Below are 16,763 nucleotides of genomic sequence, written 5' to 3'. Positions count from 1 at the left end.
CCGTGAGCGCCTCCGGGCCGGGCGGCACAGCCCCGGCCTCCGGCGCGGCCAGCGCCTCCAGCCGGGCGCGCAGCGCCGCGTCGTCGCCTGGCGGCTCGGCGCCGGTCTCGGCCAGGCCCGCCATGATGGTGCGGATGGCGTCGATCGAGGCCAGCACGGCGCTGACGCCTTCCGGCGTCACCGCCCGCTCGCCATCGCGGTAGAGGCCGAGCAGGTTCTCGGCCGCGTGCGCCACCCCCTCCAGCCGGGACAGGCCGAAGAAGCCGCAGGTGCCCTTGACGGTGTGCACCAGCCGGAAGATGCGGGCCAGGGTCTCGCCATCCGGCGCGCGTTCCAGCTGCACCAGGGCGGTGTCCAGCTCGGCCAGCGCCTCGTTGGTTTCGGTGAGGAACTCCGCGATGAGGTCGTCCACGCCCTTGATCCGTCTGCTGCCGCTGGAGGTCGGTCGAGGGGCGTGTCTGCCGGCAGTCTGTTAACCTCTTCTGTCCCGGCCGGTGGGAAAGCGGTCGGCGGGCCGGAATATTTCCGCCACGCGCCGCCTGCTTTCGCGGCGATCGTCAACATGTGGTTAGCAAAACGACCTCAGCCTTCCTCTGCCGCCCAAGGACCGGGCGGAGACGGAGGGTGCGGCGGATGATCCGCGCGGCGACCATCCATCCGGCCAGACCGCTCCACAAAAGGCAGGGGCGCTGGCCACGCCGCCCGAAAACTGGGCGGCGTCGGACAACAGGAATTCAGCCATGGCCCTCAATTCGGTCATCACCAATGCCGGCGCGATGGTGGCCCTGCAGTCGTTGAACAAGACCAACGACATGATGGACGTCACCCAGAAGCGCATCTCCACCGGCTACCGCGTCGCCGACTCCAAGGACGACGGTGCCGCTTTCGCCGTGGCGCAGAAGGTGCGCGGCGATGTGGCGGGCCTGACCAGCGCGAACGAGCAGCTCGGCGGCGCGACCGGCCTGCTCGACACCACGCTGACCGGCCTGAAGAGCATCTCCGAGACCCTCTCCAACGTGAAGTCGGTGATGACCAAGCTCGCCGACGACAAGATCGTTGGCGAGGAGCGTGCGAACTACGAGAGCCAGTATGCCCAGCTGCGCCAGCAGGTCGGTAGCTTCGTCAACGACTCCAGCTACAACGGCTCGTCGCTGCTGGGGACGTCGGCTGCTGCGGACGGCGCAACGGCGGCCGCCGGCACCAACTTCAAGGTGGTGCGCAGCGAAAAGCTGGCGACCTACGACCTGACCGGTCAGGACCAAGGCAACTTCGACCTGAGCGCTGTCAAGGACGACGCCGCGGCCACGCCGCCGGTGACCGGTGGTGTCTATGATCCGGCCACGGAAAACACTGCGGCGTTGCAGGCCGCCGCCTGGAAGACTGCGCTTGAGAACGATGCCGCTGGCGGCTTTGCCTTCGTCGAGAAGAACGTCAACGACGCATTGAACAAGTACGGTAACGACAGCAAGGCGATCAGCAACCAGGTCTCCTACAACAAGAGTAAGATGGAAGCTCTGGAGACCGGCCTCGGTGCGCTGATCGACGCGGACCTCGCCAAGGAATCCGCGCGCATGCAGTCGCTGACCATTCGCCAGCAGCTCGGCACCACCTCGCTGAGCACGGCGAACCAGGCGCCGTCCTCCCTGCTGAGCCTGTTCCGCTGATCGCGCCGCGGCGCTGACAGGACTCTGAAACAGCCGGGGGCCAAAAGGCCCCCGGCCACACTGCCAAGACGGGGCCGCCCGGCCCCAGCCGTCAAAACGAGAGGCTGGCACCGTGTACGCACAAAATCCCCAGGCCCTGCGCGCCTATGGCGCCGTGCAGGCCGCGCGGCCATTGCGCGAGCAGGAGGCGGAAGTCTACGCCATCCTCTCCGGCCGGCTGCGCGAGGCCGCCGCCAGCGGCGATCCCCTGGCCTTCACGCGCGCCCGCGCCGATGCGCGCCGCCTGTTCACCACGCTCCAGACGCTGGTGCTGCACGAATCCTGCGAATTGCCGCGCGAGCTGCGTGGCCTGATTGCCTCGGTCGCCGCCGCCGCGCTGCGCGACATCGAAGGCGGGGAGACCGATCTCGTGTTCCTGGCCGATATCTGCGACGATTTCGCCGCCGGCCTGCGCGCCCGCCCGGCCGTGGCGGCCGTGGCATGAGCGGCCGGCAGGAGGCCACTCCCGGCCAGGGCCGGCTGGTGCTGGACCTGCGCGCGGGCGACCGCATGCTGGTCAACGGCGCCGCACTGCAGTTCAAGACGCGCACCAGCGTCATGCTCTCCAACCGCGCCCGCTTCCTGTTCGGCAAGCAGATCATGGCGCCGGAGGAGGCGCGCACCCCGGCGCGGCGCGTCTATTTCGCCATCCAGGCCGCCTACATCGCCGAGGAGCATGAGCGCGCCGACTATATCGCCGAAGCGCGGCGGCTGGCGGGCGAGTATTCCGACGCCACCACCTCCGCCAAGGCGCGCCGCCTGCTGGCCGAGGCCATCGCGGACCTGGAGGCGAGCGATTGCTGGGAGGCGATGCGCCGCGTGCGCACCCTCTTCGCGCATGACGACGCGGTGCTCGGCCTCGCCGCCGTGGCGGGCTGAGCCGCCGCCATGGCCGTGAACCCCTACCTGCTGACGCTGTTCGGCGGCGCGGCGGAGACGAGCACGGCCATGTCTCCGGGCGAGACGGTGGCCTTCTACAACCAGTCGCTGAAGAACGCCGACAAGGAGACGGAGCGCCTGCGCGCCGACCCCATGGTCAAGCGCGACCTGGCGACGCTGTTCAAGGCGATCGACAAGGCGAAATCGCCCGAGGAGCTGCTGCGCAACCCGGAGGCGCGGCGCGTGCTGATGCAGGGCCTCGGCCTCGCCGACCAGGTGGAGAACGCCGGGCTGGCCATCAAGGCGCTGACCTCCGACCCCACGCAGAAGGACTCGCTCGCCCGGCAACTGCCGGATGCGCGCTGGGCCGGAGCGGCGGAGCAGCTCGGCTTCGCCAAGGATGGTCTCGCCAAGCTGAAGGACCCGGAGTTCCGCGCGGTGATCGCCGACGGGCTGGTGGAGTACAAGCGGCTCACCGCCATCTCCGACCGCAGCCAGGTGGTGGCGGATGCGCTGGTCATCCAGGCCCGGCCGGACACCAAGCCCGACATCTACACCGTGCTGGGCGACAAGGTGATGCGCCGCGTCGCCACCACCGTGGCGGGGCTGCCCAGCGAGCTGGCGCTGCAATCGGTGGAGGCGCAGGCGCGCAGCCTTTCCGCCCGCTTCGACACGGAGCAGCTGGCGGACCCCAAGAAGCGCGAGAAGCTGATCCAGCGCTATCTGGTCACCGCCTCCAGCAACGGCTTCAGCCTGAGCGTCTGAGCCACGCTGCGGATACAAAGACGGCCCCGCCGCGTTGCGCGCGGCGGGGCCGTCTTTGTATCCGGGGGAGGTGCGGCACCTCCCCCGCCGATGATCAGAAGCGGCGCTCGAACACCGTCACCACATCGCCCGGCTGCAGCAGGGTCTGCCGCTCGGCACGGAACTCGCGCGGCTGGCCGTCCGCGCCGATGCGGGTCAGGCCCACGTAATCGGTCACGGCGCGGTAGTTGAAGCCACCCGAGACGGCCACGGCGGCGAGTGCCGTCATGCCCGGCTGGTAGGGGGTCTGGCCGCCGCGCTCCACCATGCCCAGCACGAAGACCGGGCGGTATTCCTGGATCTCGACGGCGACGGACGGATCGTTGAACAGGTTGCGGCTGCGCAGGCTGCGCACGATCGCCGTCTCGGCCTCGCCCGTGGTGCGGCCCGAGACGGGGATGGCGCCGACCAGCGGCAGGGCGATGGTGCCCGTGTCGGTGATGCGGAACTCGCCCGTCAGGCGCGGGTCATTGAAGACGGTGACGCGAAGCTGATCGCCGGGGCCGAGCTTGTAGGGGCCCGCGGCGGTCTGCGGCAGGGGAGGGAGGTCGGCGCCCGGCGTCGCGCAGGCAGCCAGGGCGAGCAGGGCGCCCATGGCCAGGCCACGCAGCCCTGCGCGGAAGCCTTTCACCGAAAAAGCAGAACGAGGCATTTCTCACTCCCGGAATCTGGAAATCTGAGACAAAGCTCTACAGATGAACCGAACCTGAGCGAAGCAGAAATGGGTCGCTGCTCGATCAATAGTTGATGAGTACCAGATTCATTACAAAGAGAAGCGCAGCCGCACCTGGAACTGGTTGATACCGTATTCCCGCACGCCTTCCGGCGCGTCGAGCCGCTCGGTGTGCTGGTAGCTGGCCAGCAGCGCCATGTTGCGGTTGATCAGGTACTGCGCGCCGACCAGGGCGATGCCGTCGGTGACGGTGCCGCGCTCGGGGTAGTCGCGGTGCTCCGCCCGCAGCTCGCCCGTCAGGATGACGTTGCGCAGGAACTCATGGTCCACCGTGACGCGGCCGAGGGTGCGCGTGTAGCTGACATTGCTGGCGCGGATGGATTCCTCGATGGTCCGCTGCAGCGCGAAGGTCACTGTCGTCAGCTGCGAGGGAACCATGATCAGCTGGCCCTCGAAGGCGGGGCCGGACAGGTTCTTCAGCGTCGGGTCGTCGTAGCTGCGCTCGCGGTAGCCGGCGGTGAAGCGGGCCTGCCAGAGGCCGGTGAAATCGTACTGGAAGCCGGCCTGCGCCTCCCAGGTGAAGGAGTCGCGGCCGCGCTGCTCGCTGCGCTCGTAGGCGATGTCCTGCACCCGCACGAGGCCCAGCAGGTGGCGGCCCTCGACGACGCTGTAATCGGCCTCCAGCTCGCCCTGCAGCGAACTGTAGTCGTTGCTGGAGTTGATCTCCCGCTGCTCGCCGCTGATACGGTCCTCGTAGCGGATCATCCGGTACTCGGCCGAGGGCTTCAGCGACAGGCGGTTGAAGGCGGCGACGCCGCCCACCTCGAAGATGTGCTGGTCGTAGGGAACGGGGCGGCTGAAGCCGCCCTCCTGCACGTCGAAATTGTCAACGTCGAGATGCGCGCGCTGGTAGTTGTAGCGGCCGAAGACCGAGGAGGCACGGCCGATGTCGTAGCGCCCGTTGACGCCCACGGTATAGTCGTTCCAGTTCAGGCTGCTTTCGCGGAAATGCTGCCGGGAGGTTTGCGACGCGGTCAGGCCCAGCGCGTGGCGGGTCCAGAAGCTGTTGGCCGAGACGTTCAGCGTCTCGGTGAAGAACGCGTCCCCCTTCTCGTCCTGGCGGCCGGGCTGGAGGTTGTCGTCGTAGCCCAGCCCGGCTTCGAGCGAGCTGTCGATGCGGAAGCCGCTGAGGCGCACGCCGGCCGGGTCGTAGTCGGGGCGCTGGCGGGTCATCACGGTGACGCCGCGCGCCGTGGCCTCCGGGCCGATCGTCGCCGTCTGGGCGGCGGCCTCCAGCGGTGCAAGGGCCATCAGGCCGGGCAGGCACAGCAGGCCCAGGGCGGCGTGGCGGCGGCGCCGGCTCACACCGCCCTTCGCGGCGGCGCGGATCGTTGCGACCTCTCCCATGGCAGTCCGGAACGTGTTCTTTGGAGGCATCGGAGCGATCCCAACTTCAATTCGGCCGTGGCACCGCTCCATTGTGGAAACGGCGCAACATTTTTTCACGGAATCGGCTCAGATCAAGCCTTCTCTTCGCCTTCTAAGCGGCGGATAGCGCGGAGTTGCGCTTTTCCGGAAGGCTGCGTCCCTGGGGCAACGCCCACCCTGTCGCGGAAGCGGGGGGCTGGCAAGGCCATGGAGCGGGCCGGCGCCGCGGCGGCGGCGCTTTCCGGCCCGCTGTGGCCCTGCCGCGTCACCGCCCGGCCCGCTTCACGACTCCAGGCCGCCGCTCCCCGGGCCGTCGCCCAGCGTCATGAGGCTGGCATTGCCGCCGGCCGCGGTGGTGTTGATGCTGACGGAACGCTCCACCACCAGCATCTCCAGCGGCAGGCTGCCGCCGGGCCCGGCGGCGAGCACGGGGACGAGCGGGCCTTCCAGGGCCGCGGCGGCCTGGCACAGGGCCAGCCGCCCGGCCTCGTCGCCCTCGTGCAGCACGGCGGCGCAGCCGGCGGGGTCCGGCATGGCGGCAGGGGTGATCCAGGCGCGCAGCGGCTCCGGCAGGGAGGGCTGCAAGGCGGCGGGGGCCAGCAGGCGGACGGTGTTGCCGGCCATCAGCGCGGCATCGACCAGCCGGGCCAGCCCGGCCTCGGTCGTGACGCAGCAGAGCACCGGTCCGCGCGGGTACAGCCCGTGGCGGTTCTCCTCGCCCACCGGGCCGGGCAGCAGGCGGGGCGGCGCCAGCGGCGCCGGCGTGTCGGGCACCGGAAGGCCGCGACCGCCCAGCCATTCGCGCCAGAGCCGCGCCGGCTCCGGCAGGCTGCCCTCGGGCAATCCCATCGCGGCCGGGCAGGCGGCGAGCAGCCGGCGCAGGTAGAGCGGCCCGCCGGCCTTGGGGCCGGTGCCGGAAAGCCCGTGCCCGCCGAAGGGCTGCACCCCCACCACCGCGCCGATCTGGTTGCGGTTGACATAGATGTTGCCGGCCGGGGCCTGCTCCGCCAGCCGCCGGATGGTCGCGTCGATGCGCGAATGCACGCCGAAGGTCAGCGCGTAGCCGGTGGCCCGCAGGTCCCGCAGGAGGTCCCCCAGCGCCTCGCGGCGGAAGCGCAGCACGTGCAGCACCGGGCCGAACACCTCCCGCTCCAGCGCCGCCACCCGGTCGATCTCGATCAGGGTTGGCGCCACGAAGCTGCCCCGCGCGCAGTCCTCCGGCAGCGCCAGTGCGTGCACGGCGTGCCCCCTGCCGCGCATGGCCTCGACATGCGCCACGATGCCGGCGCGCGCCGCCTCGCTGATGACGGGCCCGACATCGGTGGAAAGCCGGTCCGGATTGCCGACCGAGAACTCCGCCATAGCGCCCTTCAGCATGGCCAGGATGCGGTCCGCCGCCTCCTCCTGCAGGCAGAGCAGGCGCAGGGCGGAGCAGCGCTGCCCGGCGCTGTCGAAGGCCGAGGCGAGCACATCGGCCACCACCTGCTCGGCCAGGGCGGAGCTGTCCACCACCATCGCGTTCTGCCCGCCCGTCTCGGCGACCAGCGGGACAGGGCGGCCATCGGCGCCGAGTCGCCCGGCGAGCTGCCGCTGGATCAGCCGCGCCACATCGGTGGAGCCGGTGAACATCACGCCCTGCACGCGCGGGTCGGCCACCAGCCGGGCGCCCACCGCGCCATCCCCGGGCAGGAGCTGCGCCGCCTCGGGCGGCACGCCCGCCTCGTGCAGCAGGCCGATGGCAAGGCTGGCGGTCAGCGGCGCCTCCTCCGCCGGCTTGGCCAGCACGGCATTGCCCGCCGCCAGCGCCGCCGCCACCTGGCCGGTGAAGATGGCCAGCGGGAAGTTCCAGGGCGAGATGCAGGCGACGGGGCCGAGCGGCCGGTGGGTCCCGCCGCCGAATTCCCGCGCCTGGGCGGCGTAGTAGCGGAGGAAGTCCACCGCCTCGCGCACCTCGCCCACGGCGTTGGGCAGCGACTTGCCCGCCTCCCGCACGAGCGGGCCGAGGAGGGCGGGCAGGCGCGCCTCCATCAGCCCGGCGGCGCGGTCCAGACAGTCGGCGCGGCGGGCGGCGGGCAGCGCCGCCCAGCCCGGCGCGGCCTCGGCGGCGCGGGCCAGGGCGGCCTCCACCGCGGCCGGCGTCGCCTCGGCCACATGGCCCACCACGTCCCGCCCATCGGCGGGGTTGCGCACGGGGCGCGGCGGGGCGGCCTCAGGCCCTTCAGCGGGCGGCACCGGCGCGGCCCGCAACGGCGCCGTGCCCGCGCGCAGCGTGCGGGCCAGCGCGGCCAGGCTGTGCTCGTCCGAGAGGTCGAGCCCGGCGGAATTGCGCCGCGACGCGCCGAACAGGTCCGGCGGCGCCGCGATGCCGTCATGCGGCCGGCCGGGCGGGACGAGGGCGGCGGCGGCGGCGACAGGGTCCGCCGCCAGCGCCTCCACCGGCACACGGGCGTCGTGGATGCGGTTCACGAAGGAGCTGTTGGCGCCGTTCTCCAGCAGCCGGCGCACCAGATAGGCCAGCAGCGTCTCATGCGTGCCGACCGGCGCGTAGATGCGGCAGGGCCGGTCCAGCTTCGCCGGGCCGACCACCTCTTCGTAGAGCGGCTCGCCCATGCCGTGCAGGCACTGGAACTCGTACTGGCCCGGCCGGTAGCGCTCCGGCCCGGCCATGGCGTGGATGGCGGCCAGCGTCCGCGCATTGTGCGTGGCGAATTGCGGGAACACCGCCTCCGGCGCGTCCAGCAGCCGCCGCGCGCAGGCGAGGAAGGAGACATCCGTGTGGATCTTGCGGGTGAAGACGGGGAAGCTCGCCAGCCCGTCCTGCTGGGCGCGCTTGATCTCGCTGTCCCAGTAGGCGCCCTTGACCAACCGCACCATCATCCGCCGCCCCGTGCGCCGCGCGAGGTCGATGACGAAGTCGATCACGTAGGGCGCGCGGCGCTGGTAGGCCTGCACCACGAAGCCGACGCCGTCCCACCCCGCCAGCCTGTCGTCGTGGCAGAGCGCCTCGAGCAGGTCGAGCGACAGCTCCAGCCGGTCCGCCTCCTCGGCGTCGATGTTGAGGCCGATGTCGTAGCGCCGCGCCAGCACGGCCAGCCCCGCCACGCGCGGCAGCAGCTCCGCCATCACCCGCCCGCGCTGCGCGCGGCTGTAGCGGGGGTGCAGCGCCGAGAGCTTGATGGAGATGCCCGGCCCCTCCTGGATGCCGCGCCCGGCCGAGGCGCGGCCGATCGCATGGATGGCGGCCTCGTAGTCGCGCAGGTAGCGGGCGGCGTCCTCCGCCGTCGCCGCCGCCTCGCCCAGCATGTCGTAGGAGTAGCGGAAGCCCTGCCGCTCCCGCGCCCGGCTGTTGGCCAGCGCCTCGGCGATGGTCTGGCCGGTGACGAACTGCTCGCCGAGCATCCGCATGGCGAGATCGACGCCGTGCCGGATGGCCGGCTCGCCGGCGCGGCGGAGCAGCCGGGTCAGGCTGGCGCCGAGCCCCGCCTCGCCCTCCGGCGCGGCCAGCCGGCCCGTCACCACCAGCCCCCAGGTGACGGCGTTGACGAAGAGCGAGCCGGAATGGCCGAGATGCCCCCGCCAGTCGCCGCCCGCGATCTTGTCGCGGATCAGCGCGTTCCGCGTGGCGGTGTCGGGGATGCGCAGCAGCGCCTCGGCCAGGCACATCAGTGCCACGCCCTCCTGGCTGGAGAGCGAGAATTCCTGCATCAGCGCCTCCACCCCGCCCTGGCGCGGCTTGCCGCGCAGGGCCTGCACCAGGCGCCGCGCCAGGGCGGCGGCCTGTTCCTCCTGAGCCGGCGGCAGGGCGGCGGCGGCCAGCAGGGGCGGCAGGCACTCCGGCTCCGGCCGCCGGTAGGCGGCGGTGACGGCGTCACGCAGCGGCCCCTGCGTGGGGAGCCCCTCCGCCAGGGCGAGGAAGGGTGTTGGCAGGGATTCAGCGCTCATCATGCGGTCTTTCGGCAGCACAGGGCCCGGGAGCCGGAGGAGCCGATCCTACCGCCGCGCTGGGTTGATCGACACGCGGCTTTCGGCGATTGGGCAGCATGATCGGCGCCACGGAGCCGGGTTGATAGTGAAAGCTTCGGATGATGGACCGTACAGACCGCATGATCCTTTCCGTTCTCCAGCGCGAGGGCCGGATCACGAATCTGGAACTGGCCGAGCGGATCGGCCTCTCCCCCACCGCCACCAGCGAGCGGATGCGGCGGCTGCTGAAGGAGGGCGTCGTCACCGGCTTCGGGGCGCGGCTGGATCCGCACCGGCTCGGCTTCGGCCTGCTCGTCTTCGTCGAGGTGCTGCTCGACAAGACGACGCCGGATGTCTTCACCCGCTTCGCCGCGGCGGTGAACCGGGCGCCGGAGGTGCTGGAATGCCACATGGTGGCCGGCGGCTTCGACTACCTGGTGAAGACGCGGGTGCAGGACATGGCGGCCTACCGGCGCTTCCTGGGGGATGTCCTGCTGGCCCTGCCCGGCGTGCGGGAGACACGCACCTATGCCGTGATGGAAGAGGTGAAGAGCGACGGCCCGCTGCCGCTCTGAGCGGGGCCGGAGCCGCCCGTTCCGGCCGGATGATTCCACCGGCCGTTCCCCCTGCTGCGCGTGCCACGCCGGGCGGGGCTACGGCCAGGCCGTAAGAATGGGTGGCGCGCCTCTGGCTGCGAATATCGCCCGGGCCGGCCGCCGCGGGGCGGCGATCGCCCGCCGGCCCGCAGGATGGCGCCGCTCTCCCCCGGCTCCCCGGCCCCGCCTCTGGAGGCGCGTGGTATCGATAACAAAAATTCTTGTCCGACAATCTGGTTCTGCGCGAGGATGGCGCCAAGCAAGACCCACCGCGCGAGGAACGATCCCATGGCTCCCATCAGCCGCCGCACCCTGCTGGGGGCGGCCGCGGCCCTGCCGCTGGCCGCCCCCGCCCTGGCCGCCTATCCGGAGCAGCCGGTGCGCGTCGTCGTGCCCTGGAATGCGGGAGGGCTGGCGGATGTGCTGATCCGCATTCTGGCGCAGCCGCTCTCCGCCGCGCTGGGCCAGAGCGTGGTGATCGAGAACCGCCCCGGCGCCAATGGCGCGGTGGGCACCCAGGCCGTGGCCCGCGCCGCGCCCGACGGGCACACGCTGATCCTGGCCAATGCCGAGACGCACGCGATCAACCCGCTCATCTACCCGAGGCTGGCCTACAACGCGGTGTCGGATTTCACGCCCGTCACGCTGTTCGCGCGCGGGCCCTTCGCGCTGATCCTGCGGCCGGGGCTGGGGGCGGAGGATCTCGCCGGCTTCCTCGGGCTGGTGCGGTCCAGGCCGGGGCAGGTCAGCTTCGCCTCCTGGGGCATCGGCAGCACCTCCCATCTGGCGATGGAGGCGCTGGCCCAGCAGGCGGGGCTGCAGATGCTGCATGTGCCGTTCACCGGCGCCGCGCCCGCCAGCACCGCCGTGTTCGGCGGGCAGGTGGACTGCATGTTCCTCAATGCCGGCCCGGCCGAGGCGCTGGCGCGCGACGGCAAGGCGCGCATCCTGGCGCTCGGCGCGGCGGAGCGGCTCGACCTGCTGCCGAACACGCCCACCATGATCGGGCTCGGCGTGCCGGTGGAGAGCGGAAACTGGTTCGGCCTTCTCGGCCCGGCGCGTATGCCCGCCTCCATCGCCCAGCGCCTCGCCACGGTGATGGCCGAGGCGCTGGCCGCGCCCGCGCTGCGCGCGGCGTTCCGCGGCCAGGCCGCCATCCCCGCTGCCACCTCGCCGGAGGAGACGGGCCGGTTCATCGCGCAGGACGCGGCGCGCTGGGCCTCGGTGGTGCGCGACCTGAACATCCGGCTGGAATGAGGGCCCGCCCGGCCGGGGAGGGGACCCTCCCTGGCTACCCTCCCTGGCACCTTGATCCTGGCCGGCGCCGCCTCAGCGGGCGCGCACCTCCACCCCCGCCCACTGCTCCACAACCTTGACGATGGAGGTGAAGTCGCTCTCCGCCCCGAAGGAAGCGCTGGTCACGGCCAGCATCTGCCGCACCGCGCTGCCCACCACCATCGGCACGCCCATCGCCTCCGCCTCGTCCACGCAGAGCCGCACATCCTTGTGCGAGAGCCCCGTGGCGAAGCCGAAGTCGAAGCTGCGGGGGATGACGGCGCGGGGGAACTTGTCCTGCGTCGCGCTGTTGCGGCCGCTGCTGGCGTTGATCACCTCGCACATCAGGGCCGGGTCCAGCCCGGCCTTCACGCCCATGACGATGGCCTCCGAGGAGATCGCCAGGGTGGCGGCGGCGAGGAGGTTGTTGCACAGCTTCATCACCTGCGCCTGGCCGGCCTCCTCCCCGCAGAAGAAGGGCCGCCCCAGCACCCGCAGCACCGGCTCCAGCGCCGCGAATTCGGCGCGGGGGCCCGAGACCATCAGCGCCAGCGCGCCCTGCTCGGCGCCGGTGATGCCGCCGCTCACCGGCGCGTCGAGGGCGACGCGGCCCTGCGCGGCGAAGGCGCCGGCCACCTGGCGGGCGATGCGCGGCCCGGTGGTGGACAGGTCGATGAAGCGCCGCGCCCTCTGGCCGTGCAGCAGCCCCTGCGGGCCCAGCCCCACCGCCTGCACCGCCTCCGGCGTCGGCAGGCTGCCCAGCACGATGTCCGACTGGTCGGCCAGCGCGGCGGGGGTGGCGGCGCGGCGCGCGCCCCGGGCCAGCAGCGGCGCCAGCGCCGTCTCCGCCGTGTCGCACACCACCAGCGGATACCCGGCCTCCAGCAGGCGCAGCGCCATGCGGCTGCCCATCTGCCCCAGCCCGACAAAGCCCAGAACCGGCTTCGACATCCTGCGTCCTCCCTGGGCCGTGCCGGCCCCTGGTCCGGGTCTAGGCAGCGTCCGGGCAGCGCACAAGCCGAATCATGATACCGGTATCATCAAAACCGCCATCTCTGGTTCAGGTGCTGGCGCGCTGGATGATCTCGAAGCGCAGATCCACCCGCACCGGCCCGGCCGACCGGCCCTGGATGCGGTCGAGCAGGATCTCCGCCGCGCGGCGGCCGATCTCGGCGCGCGGCAGGCGCAGGGTGGTGATGGGTGGCACCATCTGGCCCAGGATCTCGATGTTGTCGAAGGCGGCGATGCCGACGCGGCCTGGCACCGCCCAGCCGCGCCGCTGGCACTCGAACAGGGCGCCGACCGCCAGCACGTCGCCGGCGAAGAAGATGGCATCGGCCGGCACCGGACCTTCCGCCAGCCGCACCACCGCCTCGGCGCCGGAGGGCAGGCCGGGCGGCATTTCCAGCATCAGCCGCGGCTCCGGCGGCAGCCCGGCCTCGGCCAGCGCGGCACGGTAGCCGCCCTGGCGCGCCAGGGCCCGGTTGTTGCCGGCCGCCGGCAGGCTGACGAAGCCGATGCGCCGGTAGCCCAGCCGGTGCAGGTGCAGCGTCATGGCGCGCGAGGCCTCGTGGTTGGAGTAGCTCACCACCATGTCGAGCGGCTTCGGCGTCAGCGTGCCCGTCTCCACGACGGGGATGCCGGCGCGGCGGATCATGGCCCGTGCCGCCGCGGTGTGGCGGGTGTTGTGCAGCACCAGCCCCGCCACGCGCTGCGCCAGGAAGGCGGTGACCAGCGCCTCCTCCTCGGCGTCGCTGCCGCCGCAATCGGCGACCATGAGCTGATACCCGTTGCGCCGCAGCACCTCCGAGATGCCCTGGATGGTCGGCGCGAACAGCGAGTTCTCCAGGCTCGGCACGATCAGCCCGATGACCCGCGAATGCCGGGAGGAGAGGCTGCCCGCCAGCCGGTTCGGCACGTAGCCCGCGGCCTCGATCGCCGCCATCACGCGCTGGCGCACCTCAGCGGAGACCTTGCCGGGGTCGCTCAACACGCGGGAGACGGTCATGGTGGAGACGCCGGCGCGCTGCGCCACGTCCCGCATCCGCACCCCGCCCGGGGGCGGCCCGGCGGCATCGCCGCCATCATCCGGCACGGCGCGGCGCCCCGGCCTGTGTCATCGCCCGGCGATCTCCGGCCGGGCAGGGAAGGAACGACCAGCAATGGCTGAGCATGACGAAGACACCTACGAGATCCATGCCGTCAAATACGCGCGGCACGACCGGCCCGCGCATGAGAACTTCTTCGGCGGCGACCCGCATGACAACGCGCCGATGCCGCTCGACTATTTCGTCTGGGCGGTGGTCGGCCGCAAGCGCAGCTTCGTGCTGGACACCGGCTTCAGCGCCGAGGTGGCGGCGCGGCGCGGGCGGCGGCTGCTCTGCACCCCGGCCGAGGGGCTGCGGCGCATCGGCATCGAGGCCGGCGGCGTGGCCGATGTGGTGCTCTCCCACATGCATTACGACCATGCCGGCAACCACGACATGTTCCCCGCCGCCCGCTACCACATCCAGGACCGGGAGATGGCCTACTGCACCGGGCGCTGCATGTGCCACGGCCTGCTGCGCGCGCCCTTCGAGGCTGCGGACGTGAAGGCGATGGTGGACCGCGTCTTCGCCGGCCGCGCCAGCTTCCATGACGGCAGCGTGGAGCTGGCGCCCGGCATCAGCCTGCACCATGTCGGCGGGCATTCGCTGGGGCTGCAGGTGATGCGCGTGCGCACGCGGCGCGGCTGGGTGGTGCTGGCCTCCGATGCCACGCATTTCTACGCCAACCTCCAGCAACGCCGGCCTTTCCCCATCGTCGCCGACGTGGCGCAGATGCTGGAGGGCTACGACACGCTGCACCGCCTGGCCAGCTCGCCCGACCACATCATCCCCGGCCACGACCCCCTGGTGCTGGAGCGCTACCCGGCCTCCGCACCGGGACTGGAGGGGATGGTGGCCCGGCTGGACGCCGTGCCCCGCCCGGCATAGCGGGGCGCGGGCGGCTGGTCGCGCGCTTCATGTGGCGGACCAGCCGCCATCCACCGGCAGGGCGGCGCCGGTCAGGTCGCGGCCCGCCTCGCTGCAGAGGAAGGCGACCAGCCCGGCCACCGCCTCGGCGGCGATGAAGCGGCCGCTCGGCTGCTTGCCGGCCAGGATGTGGCTGGAAGCCGCGGCCCGGTCCAGGGCGCCGCCGGCCATGGCGGCGCGGATGCGCTCCTCGATGCCCGGGGTCAGCGTGGTGCCGGGGCAGAGGGCGTTGCAGGTGATGCCCTGCCGCGCCGTCTCCAGCGCCACGGCGCGGGTGAGGCCGATCAGCGCCGTCTTGGTGGCGACATAGCCGGCACGGTCTGTGGCGCCGACCAGCCCGTAGATCGAGGACATGTTGACGATCCGGCCCCAGCCCCGTGCCCGCATCCCCGGCAGGGCAAGGCGGATGGTATGGAAGGCGGCGGTGAGGTTCACCGCCAGATCCGCCTCCCAATCCTCCGGCGGCGTCGCCTCGATCGGGGCGAAATGCCGGGTCGCCGCGTTGTTGACGAGGATGTCGACTTCGCCCGCCTCGGCCATCATGGCGGCGATGGCGGCGGCGTCGGCCAGGTCCGCCCGGTGGTAACGCACGGCCACGCCGTGCCGCCGGGACAGGCCGCCGCACAGCTCCGCCGCCGGCCCTTCCGCGAGCAGGCCGTGCAGGACGATGTCGCATCCCATGGCCGCCAGGGCACCGGCCACGGCCAGGCCCAGCCCGCCGGTCGAGCCGGTGACGAGGGCGCGGCGCCGGCCGGTGCCTGCGCCGTCCTGTTGCACGCGCTGCCGCAATTGACCGTGCCTCCCGGATGGTCCAGGCTTGATATCGGTAACATAAGCCGAGGGCAAGCCGGGGAGAGCGCGGGAAGGGCCTGCGCCTCCCGGCGGCGCGGCCCGCAGCGGGGGGATCATCATGGGTGGAGACGGGCACGCTCCCTATGCCGGCGAGATCCTCGGCCGGTTCATCGCGGCCTCGCGCTGGGAGGAGATTCCCGCCTCGCTGCGGCATGAGGGCCGGCGTGCCCTGCTGAACTTCTTCGGCGGCGCGCTGGGCGTGGCGCGTGACCCGGCGGTGGAGACGGCGCTGCGCGTCATGGCGCCTTTCTCGGGCGGCGGCCATGCCACGGTGATCGGCCGCGCCGAGCGGCTGGACGCGATGGGCGCCGCCTTTGTCAACACCATCGCCGCCAACCTGCTGGATTACGACGACACGCATCTGGAGACGGTGATCCACCCCACCGCCCCCGTGGCGCCGCCGCTGCTGGCCCTGGCCGAGCAGCGCGGCCTGGGCGGCAAGGCGGTGCTGCATGCCTTCCTGCTGGGCGCCGAGGTGGAATGCCGCCTCGGCTGTGCCGTCTCGCCCGGGCATTATGCACGGGGCTGGCACATCACCTCCACCTGCGGCGTGTTCGGCGCGGCGGCGGGCTGCGCCCGGCTGCTGGGGCTGGACGCCGCGCAATGCTGGGCGGCGCTCGGCATCGCCGCCAGCCAGTCGGCCGGGCTGGTGGAGAACCTGCCGAGCGCGGCCAAGAATGTCGGCATGGGCAATGCGGCGCGCAACGGCCTGCTGGCCGCGCTCCTGGCCCAGGCCGGCTATGGCGCCGCGCCGGCCGCCATCGAGGGGCCGCTCGGCTGGGCGCGGGCCATGGGCGACGCCCCCGATCTCCGCCGCGTCACCGGGGGGCTCGGCACCCGCTGGGAATTCGCGCGCAACACCTACAAGCCCTACCCGAGCGGCATCGTCTTCCACGCCCTCATCGATGCCTGCCTGGCGCTGCGCGTGCCGGGGGAGGCGATCGCCGAGGTGGTGGTGGCCGGGAACCAGCTCCTGCTCGACCGCGGCGACCGGCCCGTGCGGAACGAGCGCGACGCGCGGGTGAGCATCCACCACACCGCGGCGGTGGTGCTGGCGCGGGGCGAGGCCGGGCCGGCGGCGTTCTCCCTCGCGGCGGTGCGGGACCCCGCCGTGGCGGCGCTGCGCGGCAGGGTGCGGGCGGTGCTGGACGACGGGCTGCCGCGCGGCGCGGCGCGTGTCACGCTGCGCACCGGCGGCGGGGAGGAGCGCAGCATCACCGTGACGGCACCGCGCGGCAGCGAGGGGCAGCCGCTCACGGATGCGGAGCTGGAGGCGAAGTACCGCGCCAACGCCAGCCTGGCCGGCATGGCGGCACGGGCGGAGGAGCAGATCGGGCTGCTCTGGTCGCTGGAGGACAACCCCGATATGGCTGGGTTGATGCGCGGCTTCGCGGCGGCCGCCTCGCCCAGATGACGGCGCCTCCGCGGCGGTCCGGGCGCGTCCTGCCGCGCTGGCCGGCGGCCGGAGCCACGGGCGCGGCGGGCGGGGAAGGCCAGGGGGTGGTTGCTTTTGCCCGCCGCCCTCCACTATTCTCACGTTCCGGTGATAGGCCGTGTGGCGTTTCAGGTGACGGAC

Annotated in this window: 15 protein-coding genes; 8 read left to right on the top strand and 7 right to left on the bottom strand. The window is 72.4% G+C overall.

The window, feature by feature from the left end; all coding sequences use genetic code 11:
• A partial coding sequence (locus ACZJYS_RS01520; RefSeq protein ID WP_493175392.1) for an Hpt domain-containing protein occupies positions 1 to 412 on the bottom strand: 412 nt, incomplete at its 3' end.
• A gap of 328 nt (positions 413 to 740) precedes the next feature.
• Between ACZJYS_RS01520 and ACZJYS_RS01515 the strand changes: the two genes are divergently transcribed.
• The 4 genes from ACZJYS_RS01515 (at position 741) to ACZJYS_RS01500 (ending at position 3,347) form a co-directional block, all read left to right on the top strand.
• Complete coding sequence (locus ACZJYS_RS01515; RefSeq protein ID WP_493175391.1) at positions 741 to 1,664, top strand: flagellin; 924 nt, start codon at positions 741 to 743, stop codon at positions 1,662 to 1,664.
• Between the two features lie 112 nt (positions 1,665 to 1,776).
• Complete coding sequence (locus tag ACZJYS_RS01510; protein ID WP_109517126.1) at positions 1,777 to 2,148, top strand: flagellar biosynthesis regulator FlaF; 372 nt, start codon at positions 1,777 to 1,779, stop codon at positions 2,146 to 2,148.
• Positions 2,145 to 2,582, top strand: coding sequence for a flagellar biosynthesis repressor FlbT (locus ACZJYS_RS01505; protein WP_493175389.1), 438 nt, complete (start codon positions 2,145 to 2,147; stop codon positions 2,580 to 2,582). The genes ACZJYS_RS01510 and ACZJYS_RS01505 overlap by 4 nt, the downstream gene beginning before the upstream one ends.
• 9 nt (positions 2,583 to 2,591) lie before the next feature.
• Positions 2,592 to 3,347, top strand: coding sequence for a DUF1217 domain-containing protein (locus tag ACZJYS_RS01500; RefSeq protein WP_109517124.1), 756 nt, complete (start codon positions 2,592 to 2,594; stop codon positions 3,345 to 3,347).
• A 94-nt stretch (positions 3,348 to 3,441) separates the two neighbouring features.
• Here the strand turns inward: ACZJYS_RS01500 and ACZJYS_RS01495 are convergent, their stop codons facing one another.
• From ACZJYS_RS01495 to putA, 3 genes are all read right to left on the bottom strand, one after another.
• On the bottom strand, positions 3,442 to 4,038 hold the full coding sequence (locus ACZJYS_RS01495) for a polysaccharide biosynthesis/export family protein (RefSeq protein ID WP_109517123.1): 597 nt from the start codon (positions 4,036 to 4,038) through the stop codon (positions 3,442 to 3,444).
• 111 nt (positions 4,039 to 4,149) lie between these two features.
• Complete coding sequence (locus ACZJYS_RS01490; protein ID WP_109517122.1) at positions 4,150 to 5,466, bottom strand: outer membrane beta-barrel protein; 1,317 nt, start codon at positions 5,464 to 5,466, stop codon at positions 4,150 to 4,152.
• A 303-nt stretch (positions 5,467 to 5,769) separates the two neighbouring features.
• Positions 5,770 to 9,429: a bifunctional proline dehydrogenase/L-glutamate gamma-semialdehyde dehydrogenase PutA gene (gene putA / locus ACZJYS_RS01485; RefSeq protein WP_493175386.1), complete on the bottom strand. Its 3,660-nt coding sequence runs from the start codon at positions 9,427 to 9,429 to the stop codon at positions 5,770 to 5,772.
• Between the two features lie 140 nt (positions 9,430 to 9,569).
• On the opposite strand from putA, the gene ACZJYS_RS01480 reads away from it, so the two are divergent.
• Both ACZJYS_RS01480 and ACZJYS_RS01475 read left to right on the top strand, forming a co-directional pair.
• Positions 9,570 to 10,025, top strand: a complete 456-nt coding sequence (locus ACZJYS_RS01480; protein WP_109517120.1) for an Lrp/AsnC ligand binding domain-containing protein — start codon at positions 9,570 to 9,572, stop codon at positions 10,023 to 10,025.
• A gap of 309 nt (positions 10,026 to 10,334) precedes the next feature.
• The gene (locus tag ACZJYS_RS01475) at positions 10,335 to 11,303 is read left to right on the top strand and encodes a Bug family tripartite tricarboxylate transporter substrate binding protein (RefSeq protein WP_493175384.1); all 969 of its coding nucleotides are present in this window, start codon (positions 10,335 to 10,337) and stop codon (positions 11,301 to 11,303) included.
• 72 nt (positions 11,304 to 11,375) lie between these two features.
• Here ACZJYS_RS01475 and ACZJYS_RS01470 read toward each other — a convergent pair whose 3' ends face one another.
• Entirely contained in the window at positions 11,376 to 12,272 is an 897-nt protein-coding gene (locus ACZJYS_RS01470) for an NAD(P)-dependent oxidoreductase (RefSeq protein ID WP_493175382.1), read from the bottom strand.
• 109 nt (positions 12,273 to 12,381) lie between these two features.
• Complete coding sequence (locus ACZJYS_RS01465; protein WP_493175380.1) at positions 12,382 to 13,416, bottom strand: LacI family DNA-binding transcriptional regulator; 1,035 nt, start codon at positions 13,414 to 13,416, stop codon at positions 12,382 to 12,384.
• A gap of 67 nt (positions 13,417 to 13,483) precedes the next feature.
• On the opposite strand from ACZJYS_RS01465, the gene ACZJYS_RS01460 reads away from it, so the two are divergent.
• Positions 13,484 to 14,296, top strand: coding sequence for an N-acyl homoserine lactonase family protein (locus tag ACZJYS_RS01460; protein WP_493175378.1), 813 nt, complete (start codon positions 13,484 to 13,486; stop codon positions 14,294 to 14,296).
• A gap of 27 nt (positions 14,297 to 14,323) precedes the next feature.
• Here ACZJYS_RS01460 and ACZJYS_RS01455 read toward each other — a convergent pair whose 3' ends face one another.
• The gene (locus ACZJYS_RS01455) at positions 14,324 to 15,112 is read right to left on the bottom strand and encodes an SDR family NAD(P)-dependent oxidoreductase (RefSeq protein ID WP_493175377.1); all 789 of its coding nucleotides are present in this window, start codon (positions 15,110 to 15,112) and stop codon (positions 14,324 to 14,326) included.
• Between the two features lie 133 nt (positions 15,113 to 15,245).
• Here ACZJYS_RS01455 and ACZJYS_RS01450 point away from each other — a divergent pair, with 133 nt between their 5' ends.
• Positions 15,246 to 16,601 (top strand): MmgE/PrpD family protein, encoded by a 1,356-nt coding sequence (locus tag ACZJYS_RS01450; protein WP_493175375.1) that lies wholly within the window; start codon positions 15,246 to 15,248, stop codon positions 16,599 to 16,601.
• The last annotated feature ends 162 nt before the right edge of the window (positions 16,602 to 16,763 follow it).

The sequence above is a fragment of the Roseomonas sp. TS2 genome (genome assembly GCF_058833935.1).
This window is presented reverse-complemented; position numbering and strand designations above follow the sequence as displayed.

Coding starts and splice junctions, on each gene's coding strand:
- ACZJYS_RS01450 (WP_493175375.1), top strand. CDS start 15,246: ATGGGTGGAGACGGGCACGCTCCCTATGCCGGCGAGATCCTCGGCCGG.
- ACZJYS_RS01495 (WP_109517123.1), bottom strand. CDS start 4,038: ATGCCTCGTTCTGCTTTTTCGGTGAAAGGCTTCCGCGCAGGGCTGCGT.
- ACZJYS_RS01490 (WP_109517122.1), bottom strand. CDS start 5,466: ATGGGAGAGGTCGCAACGATCCGCGCCGCCGCGAAGGGCGGTGTGAGC.
- ACZJYS_RS01500 (WP_109517124.1), top strand. CDS start 2,592: ATGGCCGTGAACCCCTACCTGCTGACGCTGTTCGGCGGCGCGGCGGAG.
- ACZJYS_RS01505 (WP_493175389.1), top strand. CDS start 2,145: ATGAGCGGCCGGCAGGAGGCCACTCCCGGCCAGGGCCGGCTGGTGCTG.
- ACZJYS_RS01460 (WP_493175378.1), top strand. CDS start 13,484: ATGGCTGAGCATGACGAAGACACCTACGAGATCCATGCCGTCAAATAC.
- ACZJYS_RS01515 (WP_493175391.1), top strand. CDS start 741: ATGGCCCTCAATTCGGTCATCACCAATGCCGGCGCGATGGTGGCCCTG.
- ACZJYS_RS01470 (WP_493175382.1), bottom strand. CDS start 12,272: ATGTCGAAGCCGGTTCTGGGCTTTGTCGGGCTGGGGCAGATGGGCAGC.
- ACZJYS_RS01475 (WP_493175384.1), top strand. CDS start 10,335: ATGGCTCCCATCAGCCGCCGCACCCTGCTGGGGGCGGCCGCGGCCCTG.
- putA (WP_493175386.1), bottom strand. CDS start 9,429: ATGAGCGCTGAATCCCTGCCAACACCCTTCCTCGCCCTGGCGGAGGGG.
- ACZJYS_RS01480 (WP_109517120.1), top strand. CDS start 9,570: ATGATGGACCGTACAGACCGCATGATCCTTTCCGTTCTCCAGCGCGAG.